Below are 16650 nucleotides of genomic sequence, written 5' to 3'. Positions count from 1 at the left end.
TAGCTAGCCCCTCGTATTAGATAATTTAGATAGCTTAAGAATCTTATGATAAGAATAAAAGATCGTAAACAGAACCCAGTCAGCTAAATAAGACCAACCCATGTGCCACCACAAACCATATTGCATTTTTTTCATATGAATGTGTATGTACTCAATAGAAATAGCGAAGGTAGTCCAATAAAGCCAATAGCGAAGCATTCTTGGTAGCGTCTGTTCTTTTGGTAGCCATTGAATGAATAGATATGTTACAACAGGGTATATTCCGATATTGTCAAGTAATGCTATTAATAATGGGTGTTCACCTAAGTAACGCCAAAGAGGATAATAGAAAGTAATAATGTCTGTGAAGCCAGCTAAACAACTTGCTAATAGACTGACGGGCAATAGTTCTCTCCAACGTTTCTTGTCAGTAAATAGAATGAAACATATTACAACAATAGTAAAACGAATATAGTAAAACATAGATACTCCTACGAGGTCGCTTTTACATAGCTTTCCCATAAATAAAGCACATATGAATTAAGTATTGAGTGGGGTGGGGTAAGTTTTCATAGTCCAAAGCCCCTTTTCTTAGAGCGTGGGTGGTGGTATCACATTGACGTACATTGCGTGAAAACAATATGGCTTTTTTTATTGTATCAACCTTAAATTTTGAGTGATTTGTTATTGAATAGACTTTGCTGGAATGGGCGGGTAAATTCTCGTAGTACAAAGCTCTTTTCATAGTGCGTGAGTAGGAGTATTACATTGACACGCTCTGCCGTAGGTACATGTATAAAATTTCAATATTCCCATGTGATTCCAGGCGTGCTATATTTATCTTGGAACAGTTGTATTGAGCACAATTATATACAGTTAGAAGTAGGAAAAATATAGATAAATACTGGGTTCACGGGTGCAAGAACACATTCCATTGTTATGCGTTATAAATCAGGAACAGTCAGATTTGTGGATGCCATCTACAAGTTTGACCGCAAACCGCTTTTTGTTAAACCGTATAGTTCTACATTTTAAAGGTATTATGCCCCCTATTCATATGGGGGGCTTTTTGACATGTTTATCTATTGGTAGGTATGTAAAACTAGTAGTGTAGAATACGACCGTGTCTTAATCATGAATTCGTGTTAATATTATATTAGCCAAATAATTTACAAAATAAGGGTTTTAATTTCTACGCTAAGGAGTGATTATGTGCTTATAAAGGGCTGGAAAAGTGAGTATAGCGTAAATATTAAGCAAATGGATGAAGATCATCAAAAACTTATAAATGTAATTACTGCCCTAATGGAGTCGATGAGAACAGGTCAAACCTTTGAAATAGCTTCAAATCTCATTAAAGACTTAGAGTCATACTCACTTATCCATTTTATGCGCGAAGAAAGTTATCTTAAAGCTATTGAACATCCTGATCTGCAGGAGCATAAAGAACAACATAAAGTTTTCATTAAAAAAATTAAAGAAATCAAAGCTGCTAGTGCAAATGGAAATAAATTAATCGCCATTCAAATGCTGCCGTTTATAAACCAATGGTTTATAAACCATGTGTTAAAAATGGATATGAAGTATAAGTCCGAGAAGGTATAATTTAGGTATTCTTTATTTGTAATTATAGATTTTTATTGAAAATAGTTTGGTTAATTGATGCTGAAAACACTATTTGATCCAATAAAAACAAACAGACTAGCAAGGGGTCAGTTCCCCGCTAGTCTGTTAATATATTTCATTAAAATTACGAGCGTTTAAGGTCATTTTGGTACAAATCAGATTACCGTCCGCATCATACTCTCTGGTAATCACCCTTACCGCATACTTCGGAGTAGTTGGGTTGCCCCGTATATCCAAATAGCTGACCTCAGTACGAGTAACTGCAGGGAGTTGACTTGGTCTTTTGTCGCCCATAGTCAACCCTACCTTTAGTACTTCAAAGTACTCACAATACTAACGTTCTAGTTATTACTATTAAAACCTCTTTTGTTTTAGCCAAAGTTTGAATATGGATTACTTAATAGAAATTCCTAAATCCAACATAATAAAATGTTCTGTTAAAGTTTTAGAAGTTTTGTATACTTGACAAAGTTTCTTAAAATTAATTAACAGAAAATACTGATAATGATATAATAAAGTAAAGAGAATATGGGAGGGGGCCTCATAATGGATATCATTAGGACATACATTATCGGATTTGGGGTTGTTAGCCTTGCTTCTCTAATCTTTGCGTTAATATTATGCATACGATCAAAGGCATGATTTAAACTTTTGAGCCGAAAGGCTCTTTTTTCATGTCAATCCCAGTAAGCATAATAGAGTAGCATCCTTATCATTTGGTAACTATTTTTCCTAATATTGAATACCATATACAAAAGTGATTAAGGGGGAGAGATGTAATTATGTATCTTAAAGAAGGCAAGCTGTTTCGGGTTTTTGCGCTTAAGGTCCAGCTCGCAGATCCCCAGGAAACAGAAAGTGTAATATCTGAAGTTGAAGATAAGCTAAAAGACATAGCTAATGAGATCATTGTAGATTCGCCAATGGTTACGTATGATCGTGAAGAAGATAAAAATACTAATGTTATTTTGAATCTCTACCTACATTTGAGTAATTCGCAAAAACCAGAATTAATAAGATTAAGCGAAATAACCGAAAGTCTTTCTGATAGCATTGCTTTTAAATTGCTCAATATAAAAATTGATTAAGGTAAAATTACGCCGTAGCAGGCGTTTTTTACTTATGATAAGAAACAGCCTAGAAAACATTATTATTATGCTGCATAAAAAAAGAACTTAAGATATCCGACAATATCTTAAGTAAAGGAGAGAACTATAAGGTTAAAGCAATATTATTATTATTGGAAAATATGTTGGAATAATATACCGTATAAAAAAGCAAATAGCAGAAAAGTGATATTTTTACATTGTAACGCTGCCTTGTTTGGAAAACTTTTGATTATAGAACTTTGTCTTTAGCTGCTTAGCTTTATGTTGCGCTAGCTTATGGCTGTCAATCGGTTCAAGCTTACTACCGTATTGTGATAATAACTTTTCTACTTCTTCTCTCGGCAAAGAATAGGAAGTCAGTTCTGGTTCATAATTCATTTTCATGGAGAAGTCCCTCCCCAATATACGATTTTCATAGTTAATCAAAACTATAGTTAATATTATGTCTAATTCTAGCAAAATTATTCTTGAAAATGGGACTTAGTTAGAATAAAATACCGCCTCCAACGGCAGTTAAATAATGAGATTTCAATGAAGCAGAGGGGTATTTGCTTCATGAGAAACAAATTTCAAATCTTCTTCAGCAGTTACTCGATTTCCATCAATATAGAGGTAACTAGAGATAACATTTTTAAAACGGGGGCTTTTTAGAAACTCAACAAGCGAAAAAATAAAGTCCATATTTGCTCTAGATAAATCTTCCTCTATTAGCAACAAACCGCTAGTTAAAAAATCATCAAATACATTTGGAGCAGTATCTAATTTTAGTTTGCAGTGATGGATAAAATCCAGACTATACTCCATTTGATCTAAAAGATTAGGATCTAAGGCTTGCAAGAGAAGAATAGTTTTACCTTGCGAAAGTGAAGTCAATAAATCCGCTGCGTTGATTGCTCTAGTGTTCATTGTAATTCCTTTCACTAATTAGCTAAACGTAGTTTTACCCTGTTAATACTATTTATGTGCAGTTTACTTACTAAATTTATTTTTGTTTTTGTCTATTTTATAGCATTGCCAATGTACCGTATAATTAAGAACAATTGTTAAGGTTAATTACGCTATATTCACCTCCGTATCCTAATGTATTCTTCCCTTGATTATTATCAAAATTCTAGTAATACTTAGTACAGAGAACTAACGTAGCAATTTTACATTTCCTATTCGTTCCCAGATATGATATAATAATTCCATTAAAAGATTATTATTATAGAAAATATACTAGATGAGTTTACATGGCAAGTGTAATAAAGGGCAGGTCATGGACCTGCCTTTTATTTTGGCATTGTATATAAACTAGGCTGTTGGTAATCTGCAATTTTAGCCAATACCTGAAGATTATGCCAAATTTCGTATAAAAAGGGTACTAATAGCTTATTCTAATATCGAATTTAATATTATTGAACCGAGGTGACGTAATGGACTTAACTAAGGTTAAGAAGCAGCCAGTACTAACGGCTCTGTTGATAATTATTACTCTAATACCACTATTGATCTTTGGAGTATCTCAAAGGGACAAGCCAGCCCCAAACCCGCCCCCCCCGGAGACCACAGTAGAAGCGCAGCCGGTAGAGCCTAAGGGGATTGCGGCAATTAAAAACCACACTGTCAGTGCGGGTGAAACTCTAAGTACTATCGCTGAGGCATATTCTATTGATGTTGATACAATTTTAGGTGCTAATCCTGATATTGATGAAACACTACAACCTGGTGATAAATTAGCAATTTTGCCGCAGAAGGGTGTTTTGCACACAGTAGACATGGGAGACACACTCTGGCGAATATCAAATATGTATAGCATTGACATCCAAGCAATACTTAGCGCAAATAATAAAAATAGCGATGGCTTAGCTATTGGTGAAAAAATATTTGTTCCTGGTGGAAAGCTTATAGCTAGAAGTGATTTACCATCAGTTCCGGTTTCGAGATCGGCAGTTAGCCGTGTTATGTGGCCAACGGACGGCGAATTTACTTCAGGGTTTGGCAGGCGATGGGGAAGGCTTCATGCTGGTATCGATATTGCTAATGATGTCGGAACACCTATCACGGCTGCACTATCGGGGCGGGTAACTTACGCAGGCTGGTATGGAGGCTATGGTTATACTCTAATGATTGAGCACAATAATGGATATACGACACTATATGGGCATTTAGCAAGCTTTACCGTAGGTGTTGGGCAGTACGTAAAGAGTGGTCAAAAAATTGGCTTAATGGGTAATACCGGTTATTCGACTGGGCCGCATTTGCACTTTGAAGTACATAAAGATGGAAATCCAATTAACCCAATGAATGTCTTACCTTAAATAACTAAGTAAAACCGCAAGGCTAAACTTTTTAAAGATCGATATTACTATAATTTCGATCTTTAAAAGTTACTGCCTTTGCGGTTTTTTTAATTCTTACATTTTAAGTAGGAGAGAAGCTGTTGTAGAAGTATAAGCACTAAAAACATCGGTGATAATATTTATAAGAATCCAAAATAGAGGTAGGTATGGGATATGTTATTGGATGTCTGGTAGCTTCGCTTAGTTTTTTGTTGAATCGCATTTTAATTAGGCGTGTGGGTATCCAGACAGTTATTAGTTATAGTCCGATTTTAGAAGAAGTCACTAAAACGACGCTGGCATTTTATTTAGGAGCTGATATATTAGCCGCCCATATAACTTTTGGATTTGTTGAGGCTGGCTATGATTACTATCATAACCGCTATAACGGACTAAAGGCAGCGCTATTTAGTATTGCTGGGCATAGCTTGTTTGGTGCAATGACTATTTTCATATTGGCTATAAGCAGCAGTTTTTTGTTGGCACTTGCTGCCGGTATAATATCACATTTAATATGGAATGTAACTGTTGTCCGCATCTACTCGTAATGGGTATTGTTTATCCGATGGCTAATCCGTTCTAATGATCAGTTAGGTGCGGTTGGAGGCCTTGGATAAATTTGACTAGAAATTCAGATGGAGTTCTATCTGCAGGCGTAGGTAACTCCATCTGAATAAGTCTCATTTTATCAGGAGGTTTAGCGAGATGAAGATTTTTTATAACTGTGAATGCTGCGGTGAGTCAATAGCCGCATTAGAGGTTGATCAAGTGGACGAAGTTAAGTTCGGATTTGATTGCTTGACTGGTGAAGAGCGTCAAGATATAATAAAAACTGATCTGTCAACAAACACTATGCTTGTCAAATCATTTTGTGACAGTTGCATAGAGGCTCTGGGGATAGCGGATGAACAGCAGTTGTGGACCAAAGGCACAAATTATTTGCATTGATAGATTACAATATTAAATGATTAAATTAAGTGTATATAGGGCTTTAGCAATAGCTAAAGCCCCTTTTTGTACGGTTTGAAAATCGTGTTTTCGGTTTTAAGTTGGAGACGGCCTTTATTTTCGGACGTCTAATTGAGAGGAAAAAGCAATACTTTCTGGATACTTAGTTGAATAATATTAGTATATCCTAGCCTTCAGTTTAAGGACTGTAGGCGTTTTCTAGATGGGTGAGGTGTAGTAATGAATAAACTTTTCGAGGTTATGGCTAACGATGCGGCGCTAAGAAAGGCGATAGATAGCTATAATGGAGAAATAGGACAAAGTGTAGTTTATGGTATAACCGGTACACAAAAGAGTGCTGTGATTGCAGCAGCATATTATAGAAATCCGCGTACTACCGTAGTTGTTACTGGCAGTAATGAAGGATTAGAGCAGCTAAGATCTGATTTGACGACATTATTACCAGAAACAATTGTTATTGATCTACCTGCGCTTGATATTATAACTTTTTCTGCTGCCGCCAAGAGTGTTGAATTGGCTGCGCGGCGCATGGATGTGTTAGGAAGGCTTGTTCGCCAAGAAAAAATAATTGTATTGGTCACAGCTGAGGCAGCGGTACAAAAGGGTTTATCAAGACAAGAATTCGAAAACAACAGGCTGAATTTAGCAGTTGGGATAGAAATTGCGCGTGAGCAGGTGCTGGAAAACTTGGTCAGGTTCGGCTATGAACGGGTCGACCAAGTTGACAGTATTGGTCAGTTCAGTGCCAGGGGAGGCATTATTGATGTCTTTCCAGTAAATCGTACGGCCCCGCTGAGGATGGAGTTTTTTGGGGATGAAATCGATTCATTGCGTGAGTTTGATACAGTAAACCAGCGGTCTAGTAACAATATTGCCCAAGCAGACATACTACCGCTCACTGAACCTGAGCATAGCGGAAAGGCTGCGGTATTTTTATCATATTTGCCAGCTCAAGCTACTGTTATCTTTGATGAGCCTACTAGAATCAGAGAGCATATAAGCAAACTAATAAAAGAAAACCCCGAATTAAAGAAGCGTTCATTTAATTGGTCTGATATTATGACTGCAGCAAAACATTATAATATAGTTTATTTATCACTTATGCTGCAGAAAATTCCATATACTGAGCCTAGCGACATCATTAGTGCTGTCGCTAAAGGCGTTGCTTCATTTCACAAACAGATGGACTTAGTCGAAAGCGAGTTGTCCACTTGGCTTGAAAAAAAATACTATCCGATAATTTTCTTATCAACAAACGATAAAGCAATATCTTTTCAGCAAAATCTTTCAGAACAGGGAATACCAGCAATTTATAGTGATAAAATAGAAACCCTGGTCGAGGGAACAGTTTTGGTTACTACCGGAACATTATCTGCCGGATTTGAATTTCCTCAGGCTCAACTGGCTGTTATTACTGAAAAAGATATATTCGGTCGTCAGAAAAAACGGCCTCGGCCTAGAGCTTCAAAGGGCCAGCAAATAACGTATTTTCGGGACATTAACATTGGCGACTATGTTGTACACGCTAGCCATGGTATTGGAAAATATGTTGGCGTTGAAACATTAAATGTTGGTGGTATACATAAAGACTACCTGCATATTAGATACGCTGGAGAAGATAAACTTTACGTTCCAACTGACCAAGTTCACTTGCTGCAAAAGTATATTGGGTCTGAATGGGAAGCGCCGCGTCTGCATAAAATGGGCGGCACCGAATGGCTGAAAGCTAAAACTAAAGCTAAGTCGGCTGTTGCTGACATGGCTAAAGAATTGCTAGGTTTATATGCAGAGCGCCAAGTCAATACTGGTTACGCATTTGATCCTGATACTCCTTGGCAAAAAGAATTCGAAGAAGCTTTTCCTTATGAAGAGACGCCTGACCAACTGGCAGCTATTGCTGAAATTAAAGCTGATATGGAAAGGCCAAGACCCATGGATAGGCTGTTATGCGGTGATGTAGGATTTGGAAAAACTGAGGTAGCTATAAGAGCTGCATTTAAAGCAGTTATGAGCGGCAAACAAGTGGCAGTACTTGTGCCGACCACCGTTTTAGCACAGCAGCATTATCAGACCTTCATGAACCGATTTGCCGGATTTGGCCCGGTTGTGGACGTTGTAAGCCGCTTTAGAAGTGCAAAAGAACAAAAGGCGACCATAAGTAAAGTAACTACGGGTCAGGTTGATGTACTAATTGGCACGCATCGTATCCTAAATTCTGATGTGGTATTTAAGGATTTAGGTTTATTAATAGTGGATGAGGAACAGCGTTTTGGCGTAGCCCAAAAGGAAAAACTTAAAAAATGGCGGAGTAATATTGACGTCCTAACGCTTAGTGCTACACCAATACCGCGTACCCTTCATATGTCCCTTGTAAATGCCCGAGACATGAGTATAATCGAAACACCTCCAGAAGACCGATTCCCTGTGCAAACATATGTCGTTGAATATCACGAACAGATAATTCGCGATGCTATCAAGAGGGAACTAAAACGCGGCGGACAAGTGTATTTTGTTTATAATAGAGTAGAGACTATAGATAAGGTACAGCGGCAGCTGTCAGAAATTCTGCCTGACGCAAAAATTAGAAGTGCCCACGGACAAATGCCGGAAGAACTTTTAGAGCAGGTTATGCTTGATTTTTATGAAGGACATGATGATGTACTTGTTTGCACAAGCATAATTGAAAATGGTCTAGATGTTTCAAATGCTAATACTATTATTATTTATGATGCAGATCATTTTGGGTTATCGCAGCTTTATCAGATGCGCGGTCGTGTGGGGCGATCACACCGAATGGCGTTTGCTTATTTCACTTATCGCGCTGATAAAGTATTAACTGAGGTTGCCGAAAAACGGCTGCAGGCTATAAAGGAGTTTGCTGAATTAGGTGCTGGCTTTAAAATAGCCATGCGTGATCTTGAAATACGTGGCGCCGGTAATTTATTAGGTGCTCAGCAGCATGGACATATTGCTAGTGTTGGCTTTGAGATGTACTGCAGGTTGCTAGAGGAAGCCGTTCAGGAATTAAAGACAGGCGAAAAAGTAGAACTGCCTGTTGAGCCAATTTTAGAATTTAATGTTGAAGCTTATTTAAGTGGTGACTATATTAGTGATGCGATGCATAAGATTGAAATATATCAGCGAATAGCGGCTATTCGCAAGGAAGAACATATTAGTCAGCTGTTAGATGAATTAATTGACCGTTTTGGTGATCCGCCTCAAACCGTTCTAAATCTTTTAACAGTCGCTCGTATTAAAAATATCGCCCGCCGATTAGGGATACGTTCCATTATCCAACAAACAAAAGGAATAGAGTTTACATTTGGTGATAAGCCTGATGTCAATATTAACGGAATAGTAGCACTTAAGCAGGAATTTGGCACTAGTATAGCAATGATTCCAGGACCGCCTGAAATCATAAATTTAAAATTAAATAAATTATCAGAAAATAATTTACTGGACATTATACACAAAATCCTAAAAACCCTTATCAAACAAGAGGTCACACCAACTAATGATAATGATGGCAATATATGAATAAAAATGATAGGCCAGATATATACTATCACTGAGGCGAAATGTCAAAAACTGTAGAAAAGGGGGGATACTGGTGAAAGCGACAGGAATCGTTAGAAGAATTGATGATCTAGGAAGAGTGGTAATACCTAAGGAAATACGCAGGACACTTAGAATACGAGAGGGTGACCCACTGGAAATTTATGTGGATCGAGAAGGTGAAGTCATTCTCAAAAAATACTCCCCAGTAAGTGAATTAGGTGATTTTGCTAAGGAGTACTGCGATTCATTGTATGAAGCTATCGGCCAGATCATTCTTATAGCCGATCGGGACAATGTAGTCGCTGTAGCTGGTGCTTCGAAGAAAGAGTTCTTGAACAAGCCGATAGGCTCGATTTTAGAAAAGGTAATGGAAGACCGCAAAGCTGTTCTAATTAACAACCCTGGTGAGTATAAACATGGAAAAGCTTGCCCAATCGACACGGATGACGAAGATGATGAAGCGTGTAAGTTTACAGCCGAGGTAATCGCTCCGATTATTGTGGAAGGCGATGCAATCGGTGCAGTAATTATCTGTTCTAAACAAGCTGGCGTCCAAATGGGAGATATGGAAGTAAAACTCGCCGAAACTGCTGCAGGTTTTCTAGCAAAACAGATGTCACAATAATTTTGCCCTCTTTTGTTTTATGTAAGTAGCGGACGCCGTTCGCTACTTTTCTATTGTAGGATAAAAAAGTATAAACTTTCTTACATGCATAAGGAAGTATCCAATTATGCCTTTGCTAAGGCTCGGCACAAGCCGTGAGTCCGTTATCATTATTTTCATAATTACTATTTAACAAAGTCCATATTTTGCTATAATACTAGCATGTATATAAATAAGCAGTATAAATATAGTATAAGTAGCATCTTTGTGGAGAGGAATGACTTTATTGAGTAAAGATACATTTTTAAGGGGTGCACTGATCTTAACTGCAGCCGGAATTATTGTTAAAATAATCGGGTCTGCAAACCGTATATTATTATCACGCCTGCTAGGCGGTGAGGGTATTGGCTTATATCAGATGGCGTACCCTATTTATTTGCTGGCACTTAGCGTATCGTCAGCTGGTATACCGGTAGCCATTTCGATTATCGTAGCCGAGAAAATTGCCCGCTCAGATTATATTGGTGCTAATCGAGTATTTAGAATATCCTTAAGTGTTTTGGCGGTGACAGGGCTTGTATTCACTTTTTTATTATATTATGGCGCAGGTTGGCTTGTTGAAAATCAGTATGTCCGTGATGCACGAGCTTACTACGCGATAGCTGCACTAGCACCAGCTATTTTTTTCGTTACTATTCTATCAAGTTATCGCGGCTATTTTCAGGGAATGCAGATGATGACGCCGACAGCTGTTTCACAAATATTTGAACAGCTTGTCCGAGTAGTAACCATGATAGTATTAGCTTTTGTGTTATTGCCTAAAGGGTTAGAATATGCGGCCGCTGGGGCAAGTTTTGGAGCCGGACCTGGAGCCGCAGTTGGCTTGCTTGTATTAATATATTATTATTGGCGGCAGCGCAAAGTATCTAAGTACCAAACCGAAATGCAGGCAGATGTTAAGCAGGAATCCGGTGTAAGTATTATCTCCCGAATCGTTAAGTTAGCATTGCCAGTTTCTCTTGCAAATATAATGCTGCCACTAGTTTCTAATATAGATCTTTTAATTGTACCGGCTCGTTTAGAGGTAGCTGGCTATACGGTAGAACAGGCTACCGAACTTTTTGGATACCTTACTGGAATGGCAGTAGCGCTGGTCAATTTGCCGACAATACTGACCGCTTCTTTGGCTGCTAGTTTAGTTCCGGCTGTTTCGGAAGCTTTTACACTAGGAAACCGCCAGCGAATCTATCAGCGTACAGTAACTGCTATGAGAATTGCTAATCTTATTACTATACCGAGCTTTGTCGGTATGTGGCTGCTAGCAACGCCAATATCGCAAATGCTGTATGGAACTCCAAATGCAGGTACTTCGATTGCTATTCTATCACTTGGAATTGTATTGCTCGGCATTGGTCAGGTTACAACTGGCGTGCTGCAAGGGTTAGGTCATACAACTATACCGTTAGTCAATATGGCAATTTCAGCGGTTGTAAAAATAGTTTTAAGCTGGGTGCTTACTGCAATTCCCAGCCTAGGCATAAAAGGAGCGGCATGGGCGACTAACGCTGATTTTGGAGTTGCAGCGATATTGAATGTCTATTTTGTTTATCGTTATGTTGGCTTTAGTATTGATCTTAAAGATACACTCAAGGCTATGTGTGCAGCTGCCATCATGGGCGGAATTGTACTATTAAGCTATGATACTATAATGGCTAATACTTTCCACAATACAATAGCGACGCTCACGGCTATTGCAATAGGTGGTACAGTATACGGCGTTGCCTTGCTATTAATGGGCGGGATTAATGAACGAGATATCGAAAAAGTGCCTAAGTTAGGCGGCAGATTGGTTGGTTTGCTGCAGAAGATGCGGCTGCTGCGGAAATAAGGAGTGACTTAAAGTGGGAGAAATAATTATTATTGGACTTGGGCCGGGACCTCTCGGCCTTCTTACTATGGAAACATGGGACATGCTTAATACTGCCGAAGTATTGCTGTTTCGTACAGCTAAACACCCTACAGTAAATGAGCTTAAAGCTCGAGGCATAGGATTTGAAAGCTACGATTATATATACGACCAGAAGAAAACCTTTGATGAGGTTTATGAATATATAGCGAAGGATTGTGTAGGTCGGGCAAAAAATGGACAGAAGGTTACATATGCTGTTCCGGGCAGCCCATTAGTGGCCGAGAAAACGGTTAGCCTAGTTCGCGCAATTGCCGCGCAGGAACAAATAAATGTGAGAATTTTACCAGGAATGAGTTTTATTGAAGTTTTATATGTTAGGCTTGGGATCGACCCGATTGACGGCCTTACAGTAGTTGACAGCAGCGATATTGATAGAATTCCGCGTGAGCTCAATACCGCTTTAGTTGTAACACAGGTTTATAACCGACAAATAGCATCAGATGCTAAGCTGGCTCTCATGGAAATATACCCAGATGACTATGAAGTGACTGTAGTACAGAGTCTAGGTCTTCCTAATGAAAAGATTAAGAAAGTTCCATTATTTGAAATTGACCGTCTGCCTGATATTGATCACTTGACAAGCGTGTATGTGCCAGCAAGGCAGGAGACTTCAAAGAGATTTGATTTAGCTCCATTGACAGATGTAATGGCACGACTGCGTTCGCCAGGCGGCTGTATATGGGATATTGAACAAACACATAAAAGTCTGCGTCGGTATATAGTTGAGGAAGTATACGAAGTATTAGAAGCGATAGATCTTGCTGAAGGGGACAAGCTCTGTGAGGAATTAGGCGATCTTCTGCTGCAAATTGTATTCCATGCCAGAATAGCAGAAGAATGCGGCGAGTTTAGCATGCAGGATGTAATTGCCAGTGTAACCGAAAAGATGGTGAGGCGGCACCCGCATGTATTTGGTGATATTACTGTTCGTGATGCAGGAGAAGTAGTATTAAATTGGGATATGATAAAAAAGCAGGAAAAAGGTCATGAGCGTAGTTCAATTCTTGACGGTGTACCACAAGAACTGCCAAGTTTGATGAAAGCTTATAAACTGCAAGCTAAAGCTGCAAAAGTTGGCTTTGATTGGGATAATATTAACCCTATTTGGGAAAAAATAGAGGAAGAAATTACTGAACTAAAAGAGGCTTTGCTCGAAGGCGAAACTGAAGCACTTGAAGGTGAGCTTGGCGACATATTGTTTGCAGTAGTCAATTTGGCTCGCTTTTTAGGTATTGATGCTGAAATCGCGCTCAATGTTACTAACAGCAAATTTAAAAATCGCTTTGCTTATATCGAGGCTAAAGTAAAGGAAAAAGGAACCAACTGGGAGCATTTTACCTTAGCAGAACTCGATAAATTTTGGGATGAGGCAAAAGGCCTAAATAAATAGGATCAGTAAATTTTGGCAATTTTTTTGTAATTAGAGAGGAATAAAAACACAAATAGCGAATAATGCTATTCGTAACGATTTCTCGAGGAGGATGAATTTGTGAATAAAACCGAATTAGTAGCCAGTGTCGCTGAAAAAGCCGGCCTTACTAAAAAAGACGCAGAAAAAGCTGTTAACGCATTATTCGCCAGCATTGAAGAAGCTTTGGTGCTAGATGATAAAGTGCAAGTAATCGGCTTTGGTACCTTCGAAGTGAAAACTCGCGAAGAAAGAAAAGGCCGTAATCCGCAAACAGGTGCTGAGATTACAATTCCAGCTTCTAAGAACCCAGTGTTTAAAGCTGGCAAAGGGCTAAAAGACGCCATAAATCAATAATATACAATAAAAACCAGGTTAATTTTTAACCTGGTTTTTATTTAAGTATAAGTCAGCGATTTTGCAACTCAAAGGTGCAAAGAGCATAAAGGAATGTACGGCGTTGACGCATTTGCAGTTAACTACGCTTATTAATTTTATAATAGCTTTGAGGAGTGATAATTTTGACTGGTACTATTTTGATAGTTGACGATGAAGTATCTATACGCGAATTAATAAAATTCAATTTACAAAAAGAAGGCTATAATGTGCTGGAGGCAGACGATGGCATAAAAGGCCTTGCTATAGCGAAATCAGAAAAACCTAATTTGGTTGTTCTCGACCTTATGCTGCCAGGAATAGATGGACTGGAAGTCTGTCGTAGTTTAAAGAGTCAGCAGAATACAGCGGCTATTCCGATCATTATGTTGACTGCCAAGAATGAGGAAATAGATAAAATAATTGGGTTGGAACTTGGTGCTGATGATTACCTTACAAAGCCGTTCAGTCCAAGAGAATTGGCTGCGAGAATTAAAGCAGTGTTAAGGCGCAGCAGCAAAGATAGTTCAGTCGTAGGTGAGTTGGTCGTAGGTAAACTAAAGCTCAATTTTAGCCGCTATGAAGCATATCTTAATAAAGACAAGCTAGAATTGACACCTAAAGAATATGAGCTCCTGAAACTATTCATCACTAATTTGGGCAAGGTTTACAGTCGTGAACAACTCCTGGAAAAGGTGTGGGGTTATGAGTATTTCGGCGACACTCGCACAGTCGATGTTCATGTTCGTCATTTAAGGGCTAAACTGGCAGCAGAGCCAGAGATCGCAGACTCAATTGAAACAGTACGCGGTGTCGGATACCGTTTTCGAGATATTTAACGTAAAATTAACAATCCTCGAAAGCATTTTATGATATATTGCCCTATAGGGATTATTTTTTATATCAGAGCTTTAGGAGGATTACCTATGGAATATAAAATTCAGGCAAATAAATTAAAGCTTTACTATGGCGAAGCTCTAGCGTTGAAGAAGATAACCATTCCAGTTGTTAAAAATAGTGTATTAGCTTTGATTGGCCCTTCCGGCTGTGGCAAATCTACTTTTATAAAAACTTTGAATCGTATGAATGACTTAGTTGACGGTGTAAAAATCGAAGGTGAAGTACTGCTTGATAATGTAAATATTTATCAGCCTGACACTGATGTTGTTATGCTTAGAAAAAGAGTAGGTATGGTATTTCAGCGCCCTAATCCTTTTCCTATGTCAATATATGATAACATTGCTTATGGACCAAGGATTCATGGATTAAGTAATAAGAACAGGCTTAATGAGATTGTTGAAAAAAGCTTGCGTGGAGCTGCTCTTTGGGATGAAGTAAAAGATCGACTGCATACATCAGCTATGGGTATGTCAGGTGGTCAGCAGCAGCGGTTATGTATTGCTAGACTATTAGCAGTTGAACCTGAAGTGTTATTGATGGATGAACCGTGTTCCGCTCTTGATCCAATATCAACTATGAAAATAGAGGAACTAGTTACAGAACTAAAGACCGATTACACTATAGTCATGGTTACTCATAACATGCAGCAGGCTGCCAGGGTTTCAGATTTTACCGCATTCTTTTTAAACGGCGAATTAATCGAGCATGATAAAACTGATGCTATATTTACACGACCTCAGGATAAACGCACAGAGGACTATATAACTGGCAGATTTGGCTAAGCAAATTTAAATGCAGTCGGGAGGGGACAAGATTGTCTATTACGAGACAAAGTTATGATCATGAATTAGAGAATTTGCGTCAAGAAATTTCTAAAATGGGCAACATGGTAGCCCAAGCAATTGGAGAATCTGTTAAAGCACTTGCTAATCAAGATGTTGAGCTGTCACGCAAAGTAATGGATGGCGATGATATTATTGATGCAATCGAAGTAGAGATTGAAGATAAGTGTATGGTATTAATCGCTAGACAGCAGCCGCTAGCTAGAGACTTGCGGATTATTGGTACAGGACTTAAGATTACAACAGATCTTGAACGAATTGGTGATCATGCGTTTGACATTGCTAAAATTGCGATAAAAGTATCACAGGAGCCATTGGTAAAGCCACTAGTAGATTTGCCAAGAATGGCAGTTATGGCACAAAAAATGCTTAAGGATTCACTAGAAGCTTATATAAATATGGATATATCTCTTGCCGAGCAAGTTTGTCAGGCTGATGATGGTGTTGATGATATCTACCAGCAGATATTTCGTGAGCTGCTGACTTACATGATGGAAGATCCGCGTACCATAAGTCAGGCTACGCAACTAATATTTGTTGCCCGTTATTTAGAAAGGGTTGCCGATCATGCTACTAATATTGCTGAATGGGTAATATATTTAGTTACGGGTCAAAGAATGCGCAAAAATTAATAGCAAATAAAAAGTACGCCGAAGCGCTTCGGCGTACTTTTTATTTGCTATTCGTAGTGTACGTCTTTTTGTAAATCATCCGCTGAAAAGGTGTCTACACCGACTTCATACTTCATTTCTTGAGTACTGCTGCGCGGACCTTCCTCGATAAGATATTTGTTACCCACAGTAGAGTCACCATTGATGTTTTTGCCATTCCAAAACTTATATACTTTTTCATTTGCCAAACCTATCTACCTCCTTTGCTATTTGATTCAGTTTTAGTTTGTCCTTATAAAAAAACTGAAAACATGGCAATTAAAGTGAATTTTCAGCAGAGATGTAATAAGCAGGTAGATGATGTCTTGCCAGCGAATAC

18 protein-coding genes are annotated in these 16650 nt (G+C 38.5%); 13 read left to right on the top strand and 5 right to left on the bottom strand.

Translation table 11 applies throughout. The features are described 5' to 3' along the window. Positions 1–3: 3 nt before the first annotated feature. Positions 4–462 carry a CBO0543 family protein gene (locus V6C17_RS11445; RefSeq protein WP_333522712.1) on the bottom strand — a complete coding sequence of 153 codons (459 nt, stop codon included), beginning with the start codon at positions 460–462 and terminating at the stop codon, positions 4–6. A 729-nt stretch (positions 463–1191) separates the two neighbouring features. Between V6C17_RS11445 and V6C17_RS11440 the strand changes: the two genes are divergently transcribed. Further along, positions 1192–1584: a bacteriohemerythrin gene (locus V6C17_RS11440; RefSeq protein ID WP_333522711.1), complete on the top strand. Its 393-nt coding sequence runs from the start codon at positions 1192–1194 to the stop codon at positions 1582–1584. Between the two features lie 126 nt (positions 1585–1710). Here the strand turns inward: V6C17_RS11440 and V6C17_RS11435 are convergent, their stop codons facing one another. After that, positions 1711–1899 (bottom strand): hypothetical protein, encoded by a 189-nt coding sequence (locus V6C17_RS11435; RefSeq protein WP_333522710.1) that lies wholly within the window; start codon positions 1897–1899, stop codon positions 1711–1713. A gap of 488 nt (positions 1900–2387) precedes the next feature. On the opposite strand from V6C17_RS11435, the gene V6C17_RS11430 reads away from it, so the two are divergent. After that, positions 2388–2693, top strand: a complete 306-nt coding sequence (locus V6C17_RS11430; protein WP_333522709.1) for a hypothetical protein — start codon at positions 2388–2390, stop codon at positions 2691–2693. Between the two features lie 213 nt (positions 2694–2906). Here the strand turns inward: V6C17_RS11430 and V6C17_RS11425 are convergent, their stop codons facing one another. Together V6C17_RS11425 and V6C17_RS11420 are read right to left on the bottom strand one after the other, a co-directional pair. Beyond that, positions 2907–3098: a hypothetical protein gene (locus tag V6C17_RS11425; protein WP_333522708.1), complete on the bottom strand. Its 192-nt coding sequence runs from the start codon at positions 3096–3098 to the stop codon at positions 2907–2909. Positions 3099–3242: 144 nt separating this feature from the next. Further along, a complete protein-coding gene (locus tag V6C17_RS11420) occupies positions 3243–3620 on the bottom strand; it encodes a hypothetical protein (RefSeq protein WP_333522707.1) in 378 nt (125 codons plus the stop codon). Between the two features lie 509 nt (positions 3621–4129). On the opposite strand from V6C17_RS11420, the gene V6C17_RS11415 reads away from it, so the two are divergent. From V6C17_RS11415 to phoU, 11 genes are all read left to right on the top strand, one after another. Then, positions 4130–5014 (top strand): M23 family metallopeptidase, encoded by an 885-nt coding sequence (locus V6C17_RS11415; protein WP_333522706.1) that lies wholly within the window; start codon positions 4130–4132, stop codon positions 5012–5014. Between the two features lie 188 nt (positions 5015–5202). After that, the gene (locus V6C17_RS11410; protein ID WP_333522705.1) at positions 5203–5583 is read left to right on the top strand and encodes a hypothetical protein; all 381 of its coding nucleotides are present in this window, start codon (positions 5203–5205) and stop codon (positions 5581–5583) included. Positions 5584–5740: 157 nt separating this feature from the next. Then, complete coding sequence (locus tag V6C17_RS11405) at positions 5741–5983, top strand: anti-sigma-F factor Fin (protein WP_333522704.1); 243 nt, start codon at positions 5741–5743, stop codon at positions 5981–5983. A gap of 240 nt (positions 5984–6223) precedes the next feature. Beyond that, positions 6224–9541 carry a transcription-repair coupling factor gene (mfd, locus tag V6C17_RS11400; RefSeq protein WP_333522703.1) on the top strand — a complete coding sequence of 1106 codons (3318 nt, stop codon included), beginning with the start codon at positions 6224–6226 and terminating at the stop codon, positions 9539–9541. Between the two features lie 73 nt (positions 9542–9614). Further along, positions 9615–10187 carry a stage V sporulation protein T gene (gene spoVT, locus V6C17_RS11395; RefSeq protein WP_333522702.1) on the top strand — a complete coding sequence of 191 codons (573 nt, stop codon included), beginning with the start codon at positions 9615–9617 and terminating at the stop codon, positions 10185–10187. Positions 10188–10452: 265 nt separating this feature from the next. Continuing rightward, on the top strand, positions 10453–12054 hold the full coding sequence (locus V6C17_RS11390; RefSeq protein WP_333522701.1) for a putative polysaccharide biosynthesis protein: 1602 nt from the start codon (positions 10453–10455) through the stop codon (positions 12052–12054). A 13-nt stretch (positions 12055–12067) separates the two neighbouring features. Continuing rightward, positions 12068–13525 carry a nucleoside triphosphate pyrophosphohydrolase gene (mazG, locus tag V6C17_RS11385; RefSeq protein ID WP_333522700.1) on the top strand — a complete coding sequence of 486 codons (1458 nt, stop codon included), beginning with the start codon at positions 12068–12070 and terminating at the stop codon, positions 13523–13525. A 99-nt stretch (positions 13526–13624) separates the two neighbouring features. After that, positions 13625–13900 (top strand): HU family DNA-binding protein, encoded by a 276-nt coding sequence (locus tag V6C17_RS11380; RefSeq protein ID WP_333522699.1) that lies wholly within the window; start codon positions 13625–13627, stop codon positions 13898–13900. 164 nt (positions 13901–14064) lie between these two features. After that, positions 14065–14757, top strand: coding sequence for a response regulator transcription factor (locus tag V6C17_RS11375; RefSeq protein ID WP_333522698.1), 693 nt, complete (start codon positions 14065–14067; stop codon positions 14755–14757). 87 nt (positions 14758–14844) lie between these two features. Further along, positions 14845–15600: a phosphate ABC transporter ATP-binding protein PstB gene (gene pstB / locus V6C17_RS11370; protein ID WP_333522697.1), complete on the top strand. Its 756-nt coding sequence runs from the start codon at positions 14845–14847 to the stop codon at positions 15598–15600. Positions 15601–15632: 32 nt separating this feature from the next. Further along, positions 15633–16292, top strand: coding sequence for a phosphate signaling complex protein PhoU (gene phoU, locus V6C17_RS11365; RefSeq protein WP_333522696.1), 660 nt, complete (start codon positions 15633–15635; stop codon positions 16290–16292). 47 nt (positions 16293–16339) lie between these two features. Here the strand turns inward: phoU and V6C17_RS11360 are convergent, their stop codons facing one another. Continuing rightward, positions 16340–16519, bottom strand: a complete 180-nt coding sequence (locus tag V6C17_RS11360) for a hypothetical protein (protein WP_333522695.1) — start codon at positions 16517–16519, stop codon at positions 16340–16342. Positions 16520–16650 lie beyond the last annotated feature (131 nt).

The organism is Dendrosporobacter sp. 1207_IL3150 (assembly GCF_036763085.1).
Classification (GTDB): domain Bacteria; phylum Bacillota; class Negativicutes; order DSM-1736; family Dendrosporobacteraceae; genus JBAIYU01.
The sequence above is the reverse complement of the archived record's forward strand: the minus strand, read 5'-3'. Positions and strand labels throughout refer to the sequence as shown.

Coding starts and splice junctions, on each gene's coding strand:
- V6C17_RS11405 (WP_333522704.1), top strand. CDS start 5,741: ATGAAGATTTTTTATAACTGTGAATGCTGCGGTGAGTCAATAGCCGCA.
- V6C17_RS11435 (WP_333522710.1), bottom strand. CDS start 1,899: ATGGGCGACAAAAGACCAAGTCAACTCCCTGCAGTTACTCGTACTGAG.
- V6C17_RS11445 (WP_333522712.1), bottom strand. CDS start 462: ATGTTTTACTATATTCGTTTTACTATTGTTGTAATATGTTTCATTCTA.
- pstB (WP_333522697.1), top strand. CDS start 14,845: ATGGAATATAAAATTCAGGCAAATAAATTAAAGCTTTACTATGGCGAA.
- V6C17_RS11425 (WP_333522708.1), bottom strand. CDS start 3,098: ATGAAAATGAATTATGAACCAGAACTGACTTCCTATTCTTTGCCGAGA.
- V6C17_RS11410 (WP_333522705.1), top strand. CDS start 5,203: ATGGGATATGTTATTGGATGTCTGGTAGCTTCGCTTAGTTTTTTGTTG.
- V6C17_RS11420 (WP_333522707.1), bottom strand. CDS start 3,620: ATGAACACTAGAGCAATCAACGCAGCGGATTTATTGACTTCACTTTCG.
- V6C17_RS11415 (WP_333522706.1), top strand. CDS start 4,130: ATGGACTTAACTAAGGTTAAGAAGCAGCCAGTACTAACGGCTCTGTTG.
- V6C17_RS11430 (WP_333522709.1), top strand. CDS start 2,388: ATGTATCTTAAAGAAGGCAAGCTGTTTCGGGTTTTTGCGCTTAAGGTC.
- mfd (WP_333522703.1), top strand. CDS start 6,224: ATGAATAAACTTTTCGAGGTTATGGCTAACGATGCGGCGCTAAGAAAG.